At 46.9% G+C, this 13,065-nt stretch carries 11 protein-coding genes; 9 read left to right on the plus strand and 2 right to left on the minus strand.

Annotation, left to right across the window (positions count from 1 at the left end; translation table 11 throughout):
* The first annotated feature begins 105 nt into the window (after positions 1–105).
* The 6 genes from K7R10_RS12030 (at position 106) to K7R10_RS12055 (ending at position 7,790) form a co-directional block, all read left to right on the plus strand.
* A complete protein-coding gene (locus K7R10_RS12030) occupies positions 106–1,821 on the plus strand; it encodes a GMC oxidoreductase (RefSeq protein WP_224484967.1) in 1,716 nt (571 codons plus the stop codon).
* Between the two features lie 12 nt (positions 1,822–1,833).
* On the plus strand, positions 1,834–2,475 hold the full coding sequence (locus K7R10_RS12035; RefSeq protein ID WP_224484968.1) for a gluconate 2-dehydrogenase subunit 3 family protein: 642 nt from the start codon (positions 1,834–1,836) through the stop codon (positions 2,473–2,475).
* Between the two features lie 223 nt (positions 2,476–2,698).
* Positions 2,699–5,512, plus strand: a complete 2,814-nt coding sequence (leuS, locus tag K7R10_RS12040) for a leucine--tRNA ligase (protein WP_224484969.1) — start codon at positions 2,699–2,701, stop codon at positions 5,510–5,512.
* The gene (locus tag K7R10_RS12045) at positions 5,513–5,782 is read left to right on the plus strand and encodes a SemiSWEET family sugar transporter (protein WP_370631312.1); all 270 of its coding nucleotides are present in this window, start codon (positions 5,513–5,515) and stop codon (positions 5,780–5,782) included. It abuts the gene before it with no gap.
* Between the two features lie 118 nt (positions 5,783–5,900).
* Positions 5,901–7,001 carry an alanine dehydrogenase gene (gene ald, locus K7R10_RS12050; protein ID WP_224484971.1) on the plus strand — a complete coding sequence of 367 codons (1,101 nt, stop codon included), beginning with the start codon at positions 5,901–5,903 and terminating at the stop codon, positions 6,999–7,001.
* A gap of 96 nt (positions 7,002–7,097) precedes the next feature.
* On the plus strand, positions 7,098–7,790 hold the full coding sequence (locus tag K7R10_RS12055; protein ID WP_224485276.1) for a zinc metallopeptidase: 693 nt from the start codon (positions 7,098–7,100) through the stop codon (positions 7,788–7,790).
* A 51-nt stretch (positions 7,791–7,841) separates the two neighbouring features.
* On the opposite strand, the gene K7R10_RS12060 is transcribed toward K7R10_RS12055, so the two are convergent.
* Together K7R10_RS12060 and K7R10_RS12065 are read right to left on the minus strand one after the other, a co-directional pair.
* A complete protein-coding gene (locus K7R10_RS12060) occupies positions 7,842–8,312 on the minus strand; it encodes an Lrp/AsnC ligand binding domain-containing protein (RefSeq protein WP_224484972.1) in 471 nt (156 codons plus the stop codon).
* Positions 8,313–8,369: 57 nt separating this feature from the next.
* On the minus strand, positions 8,370–9,740 hold the full coding sequence (locus tag K7R10_RS12065; RefSeq protein ID WP_224484973.1) for a saccharopine dehydrogenase family protein: 1,371 nt from the start codon (positions 9,738–9,740) through the stop codon (positions 8,370–8,372).
* 65 nt (positions 9,741–9,805) lie between these two features.
* Between K7R10_RS12065 and K7R10_RS12070 the strand changes: the two genes are divergently transcribed.
* The 3 genes from K7R10_RS12070 (at position 9,806) to K7R10_RS12080 (ending at position 13,008) form a co-directional block, all read left to right on the plus strand.
* Positions 9,806–10,192: a DUF423 domain-containing protein gene (locus K7R10_RS12070; RefSeq protein WP_224484974.1), complete on the plus strand. Its 387-nt coding sequence runs from the start codon at positions 9,806–9,808 to the stop codon at positions 10,190–10,192.
* Positions 10,193–10,264: 72 nt separating this feature from the next.
* On the plus strand, positions 10,265–11,872 hold the full coding sequence (pckA, locus tag K7R10_RS12075) for a phosphoenolpyruvate carboxykinase (ATP) (protein ID WP_224484975.1): 1,608 nt from the start codon (positions 10,265–10,267) through the stop codon (positions 11,870–11,872).
* A gap of 50 nt (positions 11,873–11,922) precedes the next feature.
* Positions 11,923–13,008 carry an L-threonylcarbamoyladenylate synthase gene (locus tag K7R10_RS12080; protein WP_224484976.1) on the plus strand — a complete coding sequence of 362 codons (1,086 nt, stop codon included), beginning with the start codon at positions 11,923–11,925 and terminating at the stop codon, positions 13,006–13,008.
* Positions 13,009–13,065: the final 57 nt, after the last annotated feature.

Below are 13,065 nucleotides of genomic sequence, written 5' to 3' on the forward strand. Positions count from 1 at the left end.
AATAATACAGCCCGGTTTATGTAATACCGGCAAAAAAAATGGTCAACTAATGTAGAAAATTAATTTATATATTTGAAAAACTACTATCTAAACAAGCGAGAATTAATGAGCACATTTTATTACAGCTCCCCCCAGGAAGAATACGATGCCATTGTTGTGGGTACAGGTATTTCCGGTGGATGGGCCGCAAAGGAACTTTGTGAGAAAGGATTGAAGACCCTGGTACTTGAAAGGGGTCGAATGGTGAAACATATCGAAGATTACCCAACAGCGAATCTTGATCCGTGGGACATGCCCAACGGTGGGGCGCCGACCCGGGAAACCAAAAGACGAAAATTCAAACAGCACCGAACAGGATATACCACCAATGAGGCGCATCAGCATTTCTTTGTAGATGATCTGAAGCACCCTTATAATGAAGAACGCAGGTTTGACTGGATGCGTGGGTACCACGTGGGAGGTCGTTCCCTGATGTGGGGGCGTCAAAGCTACCGTATGGGAGATGTTGATTTTGAGGCGAATGCCCGTGACGGGATCGCAGTCGACTGGCCGGTACGATATAATGAAATGGAAAAGTGGTATGATTATGTAGAGCAATATATCGGCGTAAGTGGCGTGAACCTCGGGCTACCACAACTTCCCGACGGGAAGTTTTTAAAGCCTATGGAGCTCAATTGTGTAGAGCAACATCTGCAGAAATCAATAGCCGGTAAATACAGTGATCGTGTATTGACGATCGGAAGAACGGCTCATATTACCGAAGGAACCAAACCGGGCTTAGGTCGAAGCCAGTGTCAGTACAGAAACCGTTGTATGAGAGGATGTCCGTTCGGAGCTTACTTCAGCAGTAATTCATCGACCCTGCCCGCAGCAGAAGCTACCGGCAATATGACCCTCAGACCCAACTCTATCGTGCACGAGGTGCTCTATGATGAAGATACGCAGAGAGCTACCGGAGTGCGCATCATCGACGCCGAAACCAAAGAGTCGATCGAGTTCAAGGCTAAAGTGATCTTTTTATGTGCTTCAGCCATTGCCTCGACCAGTATACTGTTGCAATCTAAATCTGACCGTTTCCCTGACGGAATGGGGAATGACAGCGGGGAGCTCGGGCATAACCTGATGGATCACCATTTCAGGGTGGGTGCGAATGCAAAGGTCGACGGCTTCGACGATATGTATTATAAAGGTCGCCGTGCTAACGGAATCTATATTCCGCGTTTCAGGAACCTGGGCGGCAGCACCGATTCTAAAGATTTTATCAGAGGTTACGGTTACCAGGGAGGCGGAAGCCGTGGAGACTGGACCGAGATGATCAAGGAAATGGGATACGGAAAAGACCTGAAGAAAGCCTTGCTGCAACCGGGAGGCTGGACCATGGGACTGCTTGGTTTTGGAGAAACCCTTCCCGATCACAGTAATCGTATGTTCATGGATTATGAGAAGTTAGATGAATGGGGTCTGCCTACGGTAACCTTTGATGCTGATTTCGGCGAAAATGAAAAGGCGATGAGGGAAGATATGAAGCAACAGGCAGCAGAAATGCTTGAAAGCGCCGGCTTTAAGAACGTGCAGACCTATGACGACATAGGAGGCATGGGGCTCGGAATTCATGAAATGGGTACCGCCCGTATGGGAAGAGATCCTAAAACCTCTGTGCTGAATAAATATAACCAGGTTCATGCCGTACCAAACGTATATGTGACCGATGGGTCGTTCATGACCTCTTCAGCCTGCCAGAATCCTTCGTTGTCATATATGGCTTTTACAGCTCGGGCAGCTGATCATGCGGTAAGTGAACTCAAAAAGATGAACCTGTAAAAAATTAAAGAAATGGACAGACGAAAAGCGTTAAAGAACATAGGTCTATCTGCCGGTTTTATGGCAGCCACTCCATCGATCTTCAGCCTGTTGCAAAGCTGTACTACTGAAGCTGAGAGCTGGGCTCCGGTTTTCTTCACCGAAGAACAGGGAATAGCAGTGAAAAAGATAGTCGACATTATTCTCCCTAAAACAGATACACCTTCGGCTACCGAAGTGAATGTGCCTGAATTTATCGATCGTTATGCAGATGAGGTTTTTCTTTTGAAAGAACAGGAAAATTTCAGAGAGTCGGTGCAGGGAATGGTTGATAAACTGAAATCGAGTTACGATGAAGACCTGAACGATATAAAACCAGAGCAATACGAAGAGCTGGTTGCCATGAATCTGAAGGCGACTCCCGAGCACGAAGAGAAGATGAACAAGCTCATTCGTTCTTACCAGGGGTCGATCGAAAAAGAAGAACAGATCACCAAAGATATAGATGCCCTGACCTTTTCTGCCATGGGCAGTTTACGGTCGATGGCAATCAATGCCTACAAGATCAGTGAGATGGTAGGTGAGAACGTACTGGCCTATGACCCGGTACCGGGAGGTTATACCGGCTGTGGTTCCCTTGAGGAGCTGTCTGGCGGGAAAGCCTGGTCACTGTAGTAGTTACTTAAATTTGCTGGTTAAGCCTCTTTAAGCGTCATTCCCGTGAAAGTTATCGCCGGACTGTCGATTAAAGAGGTTTTTTTATGCGTACTGTCTCTCCTGATTTAGCGTTTGGCAGCTTTCCTCTTTCGCTGAAGTACCGTATTTTTGCGCCATTGATCACAGGATCTTAAGACATGAAGTCATCACCTGTAAGCAGCAATAACCCTATTTTAGAAAGATGAAGTACAATTTCAACGAGATCGAAGCCAAGTGGCAGGAATACTGGGCAAAAAATCAAACCTTTAAAGCGGAGAATCATTCAGATAAACCCAAGTTCTATGTGCTCGATATGTTCCCTTACCCATCAGGAGCTGGACTGCACGTAGGGCATCCCCTGGGCTATATCGCCAGTGATATCTACGCGCGTTACAAACGTCATAAAGGCTTTAATGTACTTCATCCCATGGGATATGACAGTTTTGGTCTGCCGGCTGAGCAATATGCGATTCAAACCGGGCAACATCCTGCGATCACGACCGAAGCGAATATTAAAAGATACCGGGAGCAGCTGGATCAGATAGGCTTTTCATTTGACTGGAGCCGTGAAGTGCGCACCTCTGACCCTGATTTTTACCGTTGGACTCAGTGGATCTTCATTCAATTGTTCGATTCCTGGTATAACAAGGAATCAGATAAGGCAGAACCGATCAGCAGTCTTACGCAAAAGTTTGAAAAGGAAGGAAACGAAGCGGTGCAGGCTGCCTGTGATGAAAATACTCCGGTATTTACAGCTGAGCAGTGGCATGCATTCACTTCTGAGGAAAAGGAGGAACTCCTGCTGAAGTACAGGCTGACATATCTGGCTGATACCGAAGTGAACTGGTGCCCCGCCCTGGGAACCGTTCTGGCCAATGATGAAATCGTTAACGGAGTTTCTGAAAGAGGCGGGCATCCGGTCGAGCGTAAAAAGATGAAGCAGTGGAATATGCGTATCTCGGCCTATGCCGAAAGGTTGTTGCAGGGGCTTGATAAGCTTGACTGGCCTGAACCCTTGAAAGAAATACAGCGAAACTGGATCGGGAAATCGATAGGGGCACAGGTCACCTTCGACCTCAAAGATTATGATGAGACCATCTCTGTCTTTACCACCCGACCTGATACTATTTTCGGAGTCTCATTCATGACCCTGGCACCTGAACATGAATTGGTTGAAAAGATAACCACCCCTGCCCAGAAAGAGGCGGTTGATGCTTATGTGAAAGCCACCGCAAAGCGCAGTGAGCGCGAAAGAATGGCTGATGTAAAGACCATCACCGGTGTGTTCACAGGTGCTTATGCCGAACACCCGTTTACCAAAGAGCCTGTTCCTGTTTGGATTGGTGATTATGTCCTGGCGGGCTACGGAACCGGCGCTGTAATGGCCGTTCCCTGCGGTGACCAGAGAGATCATGATTTTGCCAGACACTTCAATTTGCCCGTGCCCAATATATTCGAGGGCGTAGACACTTCTGAAGAGGCGTTTGCAGATAAGGAAAATACGGTGATCACCAACTCCATGTTCCTGAACGGGATGGATCACAAGTCGGCCACCAAAAGAGTGATCAAGGCATTGGAAGAGATCGGGAAAGGATACGGGAAGATCAATTACCGGCTTCGCGATGCCGTTTTCTCCAGACAGCGCTACTGGGGGGAACCTTTTCCTGTTTATTATGTCAATGGCATGCCGCGAATGATTGATGAAAAGCACCTTCCGCTTCAGTTGCCGGAGGTCGAAAAATATTTGCCTACGGAAAGCGGAGAGCCGCCACTGGGGAACGCTGCCGAATGGGCCTGGGATACTACCAAAAACGAGGTGGTCTCTAATAGCCTGGTCGATAATGAACAGGTGTTTCCTTTGGAGTTGAATACCATGCCCGGATGGGCGGGAAGCTCCTGGTATTTTAACCGCTACATGGATGCCGGTAATTCAGAGACATTTGCCTCACAGGAAGCTTTGAACTACTGGAAGGATGTTGATCTGTATATAGGCGGAAGTGAGCACGCCACCGGGCATTTGCTTTACAGTCGCTTCTGGCAAAAATTCATGTTCGACAGGAACTGGCTTCCGGTAGATGAATATGCCCGCAAACTAATCAACCAGGGAATGATATTGGGTACCAGTGCTTTTGTCTACAGGCTCCCTGAGCAGAACGTATTCGTTTCAAAGAATCTGGTAGCAGAAAGAGAAGTACAGCCCATACATGTCGATGTTTCAATGGTCAATGCTTCTGATGAACTGGATATCGAGGCTTTCAGATCATGGAGGCCGGAATTTGCCGAGGCAGACTTTGAACTCGAAGATGGAAAATACGTGGTAGGCAGAGAAGTGGAAAAGATGTCAAAATCGAAATACAATGTGGTGAATCCTGATGATATCTGCCGCCAGTATGGTGCCGATACCCTTAGGTTATACGAGATGTTTCTCGGGCCTCTTGAGCAGGCCAAGCCATGGAACACTGCAGGAATTTCAGGGGTGCATAACTTCCTGAAAAAGCTCTGGAGATTATACTTCAAAGGCGATGAAATGATCGTTACCGACGAAAAGGCTTCTAAAGAGAATCTTAAGTCACTGCATAAAGCGATTAAAAAGGCAGAAGATGATATTGAGAACTTTTCGTTCAATACCACCGTTTCAAACTTCATGATCTGTGTGAATGAGCTGAGCGCACAGGACTGTCACAGCAGGGAAGTGCTGGAGCCGTTATCGGTGATCATCGCGCCTTATGCTCCTCATATCGCCGAAGAATTATGGGCCGCATTGGGCCATGACACTTCGGTGGCACATGCAGCTTTTCCTGAATTCAAGGCTGAGTACCTGGTGGAGGATACCAAGAACTATCCCATTTCATTTAACGGGAAGATGCGATTTACCCTTGAGTTGCCCCTCGATATGAGTCGGGAAGAGATTGAAAAGACCGTTCTGGAAAATGAAAAAACACAGGCTCAGCTCGAGGGCAGAACACCTGAGAAAGTGATCGTGGTTCCCGGGAAGATCGTTAATATCGTGGGATAAGTGGAGGTCGACGGTATAGAAATAATTGGATTAATGGCGGCTTGTCTAACGACAGCCGCCTTTGTGCCTCAGGTCTATAAGACCTGGCGTACCCGTGATGTTCAGGGAATTTCCCTGACTATGTACCTCGCTTTCTTTATCGGGGTGCTGCTTTGGTTTATCTATGGCTGGTATATCGACAGCCTGTCTATTTTGCTGGCGAACGGGATCACCGCCATACTGGTCCTGGTACAATTGATATTGCGCATCCGGTATCGAATAAAGCGCTGATATTCAGGGTTTGTTTCGCAAACGTTTGCGGTTTTTTTATCTGTGCTTTCCGGTGATTACCAGGAAAAATTTCAGAAATTGTGAGGGAAGACGCAAATCATAACCAAACCAGCACAGTATGATCATAGGAATTCCTCAGGAAATTAAGAACAATGAAAACCGGGTAGGGATGACTCCTGCCGGGGTATTCGAACTCACCAAACGCGGTCATCGCGTGAACTTTCAGAAAGGTGCCGGAAAAGGCAGCGGGTTTTCAGATAAGGATTACGAAAAAACAGGCGCCACCATTCTGCCTGATATTGAGAGTGTCTACGAAAGCAGTGAGCTGATTGTGAAGGTGAAAGAACCCATTGAAAAGGAATATGAACTGATCCGGCCGCAGCATACCGTTTTCACATATTTCCATTTTGCTTCAAGCGAAAAATTAACCCGTGCCATGCAGAATTCAGGTGCGGTTTGTATCGCCTATGAAACGGTTGAGGAAGAAGATGGCAGCCTGCCACTCCTGATACCCATGTCTGAGGTGGCGGGAAGAATGGCGATACAGCAAGGAGCCAAGTACCTTGAAAAACCTATCAAGGGGAAGGGAGTATTGCTCGGGGGTGTTCCGGGGGTGGCACCCGGAAAGGTGATGATACTCGGTGCCGGTACCGTGGGTATTCAGGCAGCCAAAATGGCCTCCGGTCTCGGCGCTCATGTCACTATTATGGACATCAGCATGAAACGCTTGCGCTATGTGAATGATATCATGCCCAGCCATGTGGTTACAGAATTCTCAAACGAATACAACATCAGGAAACACATCAAAACCCACGACCTTATAATAGGCGGGGTGCTTATTCCGGGCGCTAAGGCGCCCAGTCTGATAACAAGAGATATGCTGAAAGATATGCATCCCGGTACGGTGATCGTCGATGTTGCAGTAGACCAGGGAGGATGTATAGAAACCACCAGGCCCACCACGCACGAAGACCCCACGTATATCATAGACGATGTGGTACATTACTGTGTAAGCAATATGCCGGGGGCTGTACCTTATACTTCCACAGTGGCCCTGACCAACGTAACCCTTCCTTACGTGCTGCAGCTGGCAGACAAAGGCTGGGAAAAAGCATGTTCAGAAAGCAAGGCGCTGAAAAAAGGACTCAACATAGTAGGGGGAGAGATCGTTTACGAGGAGATCGCTGAAAGTTTCGACCTGTCAGCCTCTGCTTCCTGATGCCAAAAAGGCATCGGTATGACACCGGTGACCGGGCTGCATAATTTGGCCGGATTTTTGCTTATTATTGATGAATTAAAAGAAAATCACGAAAGAATGGGAATTGGATATTGGATAATTATTATTGGGATCGGACTGATAAGTATGCTGGTCAGCCAGCGTCTTAAGAGTAAGTTTAAGCATTACTCCAAGGTTCACCTGAGAAACGGGATGAGCGGGGCTGAGATAGCCAGGAAGATGCTCGAAGATAACGGTATCAATGATGTAAAGGTTATTTCCACACCCGGAATGCTGACCGATCACTATAACCCACAGAAAAAGACAGTGAACCTCAGCGAGGCGGTTTACAGTCAGCGCAATGCCGCAGCCGCTGCCGTGGCTGCACATGAGTGCGGCCATGCCGTGCAACATGCCAAAGGCTATGAGTGGCTTCAGATGCGTTCGAAACTTGTTCCTGTGGTTAGTGTTGCCTCCAGCATGTCTGTGTGGGTGATTTTCGGCGGACTGGTACTGGGAGCCTCTACAGGCCTGGGATATACAGTTGCGGTAATCGGGTTGATTATGTTTGCCCTGGGTACCTTATTCAGTTTTATCACCCTGCCGGTGGAATACGACGCGAGTAACAGGGCTCTTGTATGGCTCAAGAACAGGAATATGGTTTCACAACAGGAATATGATGCAGCCGAAGATTCATTGAAGTGGGCTGCCCGCACCTATGTGGTAGCCGCTATTGGTTCTTTAGCGACACTGCTTTACTGGGCCATGGCTGTTTTTGGTGGCAGAGAGTAATTCAGGATTATAAAATATATTGAAACCGGTAAATTGAATTTACCGGTTTTTTTATACACTGATCTGTCGGTCGATCTGCTGGTTGAGAGATATGAAGGTCTCCGTGCGGGAAACGCCGTCAATGGTCTGTATCTTATGGTTGAGCAGGTTCATCAAATGTTCATTGTCTTTACATAAGATCTTGATCAGAATTGACCAGTTTCCGGTGGTGTAGTGACATTCGAGTACCTCCGGAATCTCCTTGAGCTGTTTCACGGCTTCGGGATTCCGCATGGCCTTATCCAGGTAGATGCCGATAAAGGCCATAGTTGTATAACCCAGCAATCTCGGATTGATCATGAATTTAGAGCCTGTGATCAGGCCGGCCCCCTCAAGCTTTCTCAGACGCTGGTGAATCGCAGCCCCGGAAATACCGATCTTACGCGCTATTTCAAGTATGGGCTTTCGGGCATCGTCCATCAGGTTTCTTAAGATCTCTTTGTCGATACCGTCGATCTCAACTGTTTCGTTGACAAATTTCATATGTTGATAACGTATTGTAAGTAAAAGTAAGGAAAAAGCTTGAATAATGTTAGCATGCTATCCTGCTACGAAATCGGGATTATAGCCGAGATATGGCATTTCTTTTTCAACAAAACGAATCCCATGTTCCTCCAATTCATCTAATATGGGGTCATAAAGTTCTTTAATGATCGGAATATGTACTCCGCTGAGGTCGATCTCCTGGTTGAGGATCTTCAGGGCAGCGATAGCTACAGGTAGTCCCACTGTTTTTGCCATGGCCGTATAGGTGCGGTCTTCACCTATAACCACCAGGCTTGAATCGATCTGCCGTCTTTCGCTCCCGTTCTTGTACCCGAATTTGTGATACATGACGATCATGTCTTTATCGTGATCCTTTAACGTCCACTTGTCTTCCAGTATCTTTTGAAGGGCCTGGGCGGGGGTGGCATTCGGTATTTCGATTTTCTTTTCTGCGTTGAACAGGTCAAGTTCCTCCAGTTTTTCCCACATGATATCATCCTGGTCGATCTTCAGGTAATGCCTGAGTTTGAGTTCGACTGAGTCGGTAGGATGGTATGGAAGGAAGGCATTGATAAAATCACGGTAGCTCATGTTTTCAGAGTCTTCCAGTTCAAAGCTGTCATCGGTCATTCCCAGTTGCACAAACATATTCCAGGCCTTTGAAAAACCGATGCGTCTCATGGTTCCCCTGTAAAGGGTAAGCGCATCCTGCAATCCGTAAGCTTCCCGGTATTTAAGGGAGTCTCTGTTTGCATAGCCTTCAAACCGCCCATATCCCTCTATTTCGAGGAACTCGGTTCTTCTAAACAGCTTGTGATAGGGTATGTATTTGTATTTTCCTTCCTGAATGAACTTAGCCGTTCCGCCTTGTCCGGCTACAACCACGTTGCGCGGATTCCAGGTGAATTTATAGTTCCATAGGTTATCATCGCTCTCCGGTGCGACCAGCCCACCGGTGAATGATTCGAAAAGCAGCATCTTTCCTCCTTTTTCCCTGACCTGATCGATCACCCTCATGGCACTCATGTGATCGATTCCCGGGTCTACGCCCATTTCGTTCAGGAATAGTAAGCCTTTCTCCTTTACCTGTTTGTCAAGAGCAGCCATCTCCGGGCTTACGTAAGAAGCAGTTACCAGGTTCTTATTCAGTTCCAGGCAGTCTTCTGCTATATTGATGTGCAGGCGGGCAGGAAGCATTGAGATCACGATGTCGGCCTTTTCTATGATCTTTCTGCGACCTTCCAGATCGAAAATATCGATTTCCTGCAGGGATACATGTTTGTTTTGGGCAGCAAGGGAACGTGCGTTTTCCAGGTTTTTGTCGGCCAGAATGAGATGTAATTGTTCTTTTTCTGCCTTTTCGGTAAGATATTGAATAAGATAAGAGGTAGATTTGCCGGTACCAATGATCAGTATGTGTCGCATAAATAGATTTATTTAACACGAATGTATAAAAATGTTATTTCTATAACAATAATTCTTTATTTACTATGGAAAGATCACTCTTAATCGCCGGGGGTATACTCGGTATGCTATCGGTTATCATCGGGGCTTTTGGAGCACATGCCCTTAAGGCAGCTCTTGATACAGAGGCACTCAAAAGTTTTGAAACGGGAGTAAAGTATCAGATGTATCATGCTCTTTTTCTGATGCTGGTAGCACAGGTGCAGTTGCTGACTCCCGGGGCCAAACAATGGATTTTTTACCTGGTCATTATCGGAGTGCTCTTGTTTTCAGGATCTATTTACCTGCTCACCACCACGCCTGTAACGGGTATCAACATTAAAAAATTCGGTTTTATAACCCCTATTGGAGGAACCATGTTGATCGTTGCCTGGGGGGTATTCCTTTTTCAGTTATTCACCGGGAAAAAATAATCTACTCAAACGTTGTAGTTCTGAATTTTTCATACATTTGCTTCAAGAAATTCTAGCACTAAAAGCAAATTTATGTTGGACAAAACCATAAGTACGAAAACGATTTCGTTAAAAGATTATGGAATTCTCGATGCTGAGGTCAAATATCAGTTGGATCCTCAGGAATTACACGAAATTACAGTGAGTAAGGGGATGGGTGAAACGGTATCGTCAGGTGCCCTTGCGATTAACACGGGTGAATTTACAGGACGGTCTCCAAAAGACCGTTTCATCGTAAAAGATGATGTAACCAAAGACCAGGTTTGGTGGGGAAATATCAATATCCCCTTCGACCCTCAAAAGTTTGATGATCTGTATGACAAGGTAGTCGCCTACCTGAGTGGTAAGGAGCTCTTTGTAAGAGATTGTTATGCCTGTGCTCATGAAGATTATCGCATGAACATCAGGGTGGTCAATGAATACCCCTGGAGTAACCTCTTTGCGTATAACATGTTTCTCAGGCCTGATGAGTCTGAACTGGAAGATTTTGATCCGGAGTGGACGGTGATCAATGCCCCCGGATTTATGGCAGACCCTGAAACCGATGGTACCCGCCAGCACAACTTTGCCATTCTTAACTTCAGCAGGAAGATTGCGCTTATTGGTGGAACCGGGTATACCGGTGAGATCAAAAAGGGTATATTCTCAGCGCTGAACTTTATACTCCCCGTAGATAAGAACACCCTTCCTATGCATTGCAGTGCCAATGTAGGTGAAGAAGGTGATACTTCGATTTTCTTCGGACTATCGGGTACGGGAAAGACGACCCTCTCTGCAGATCCGGACCGCAAGCTTATCGGCGATGATGAACACGGTTGGACGGCAGATGATGAGATCTTCAATTTCGAAGGTGGTTGCTATGCAAAAGTGATCAACCTTAGCAGGGAAAATGAGCCTGATATCTACGACGCCATAAAACCCGGTGCCATTCTGGAGAACGTCATCACTAACGAAGACGGAGAAGTTGATTTTACTGATACTTCCATCACACAAAATACAAGGGTTAGTTATCCGATCTATCATATCAATAATATCAAGGAACCCAGTGTCGGAAAGGATCCGAAGAATATATTTTTCCTTACCGCTGATGCGTTTGGGGTTTTACCTCCCATTTCGAAGCTGACGCCCGGCCAGGCAGCTTATCATTTTATTTCGGGTTATACCGCAAAGGTGGCTGGTACTGAAGCCGGAGTCGATGAGCCCGTGCCTTCTTTTTCAGCTTGTTTTGGTGCGCCTTTCATGCCATTGCACCCTACACGGTACGCAGAAATGCTCAGTAAGAAGATGAAAGAAGCCAATGTAAACGTATGGCTGGTCAATACCGGTTGGACCGGAGGGCCTTATGGGGTAGGAAGCCGCATGAAGCTGAAGTACACCCGGGCGATGATCGCTGCAGCCATGGAGGGTAAACTGGGAGAGTATTCGAAGGAAGATTATCATATACATTCGGTTTTTGGTGTGGCTCAACCACGAACCTGCCCGAATGTTCCTACCGAAGTACTCAGTCCGCGACAAACCTGGAACAATGATGAGGCTTATTATAAAAAAGCACATCAGCTGGCTGATGCCTTTAAAGAGAATTTCAAAAAGTTCGAAGATTACGCTAATGATGAAATACGGGCCGGAGGTCCGTTGGTGTAACAATAAAGGAGGAGCAAACAGCCTCCTGCGCTTGCCAAATAGTTAGTTAAATGAAAGAGCCGCTCTGTTTCCTGCAGAGTGGCTTCTTCTTTTTAAGAACTGCTGAGGGACAGGGAATTTTGGCTAATTTTGCGATGGCCGTCCTGCACGGCACAGAAATAAGTCATATGGCCATTATAGATAAGGATATTGAAAAGGCGGCAGCCTTACTGCTACAGAACCAGGTGGTGGCGATTCCCACTGAAACGGTATACGGACTCGCAGGAAACGCCCTGAATGAAGAAGCCGTTTCACGTATTTACCAGGTAAAGAACCGCCCGGCTACCAATCCGCTTATCATGCATATCAAGGGCAAGGAAGAAATAGATACCTATGCTCATGATGTACCACAGGTAATATATGACCTCGCCGACCGGTTCTGGCCGGGACCTCTAACTGTGCTATTGCCCAAAAGATCGGTGGTTCCCGATACAACCACTTCCGGATCAGATAAGGTAGCTTTGCGAATGCCGGGTCATCCGTTGACTTTGGAACTGTTGAAAAGCCTGCCTTTTCCCCTGGCCGCTCCAAGTGCAAATCCTTTTGGATACATCAGTCCTACACGCCCGGAACATGTACAACAACAAATAGGAGAGCGTATCGAGATGATACTCGATGGAGGTGCTTGTGAAAGTGGAGTCGAATCTACCATAGTCGGCGTGGAAGGTGATACGGTTCTTATTTACAGGCTTGGCTATATTACTGCTGACGATATAAAGCGCGTGTTGCCTGAAGGGTATCAGGTGGCCCTGAATACCGATAGCAAACCGGTAGCTCCCGGGATGCTTCCTTATCATTATTCGCCCAATACGCCTTTGTTTCTTTTTGATGATATAGCAGAGGTGCGCAACAAGCTTACCAATGACCGCACAGGGCTTATCAGGTTTTCACATGCCACCGCGGGTCATCAGCCTCAGGTGGTGCTCAGTCAGAAGGGTGATCTGAAAGAGGCGGCAAGAAAGCTTTATGCCAGCCTGATCGATCTCGATGACCGTAAACTTGCGGCCATTTACTGCGAACGATTTCCTGAGACCGGCCTGGGACATACCCTTAATGAAAGACTTCAGAAGGCCTCCAGCAAGAAGCCTGATTCCTGATGGTTGGTTCTCGTATATAAAAAAAGGCCGCTGAATGCGGCCATTTTCTTTATGTGT

It is taken from the genome of Robertkochia aurantiaca (assembly GCF_020166495.1).
GTDB lineage: Bacteria > Bacteroidota > Bacteroidia > Flavobacteriales > Flavobacteriaceae > Robertkochia > Robertkochia aurantiaca.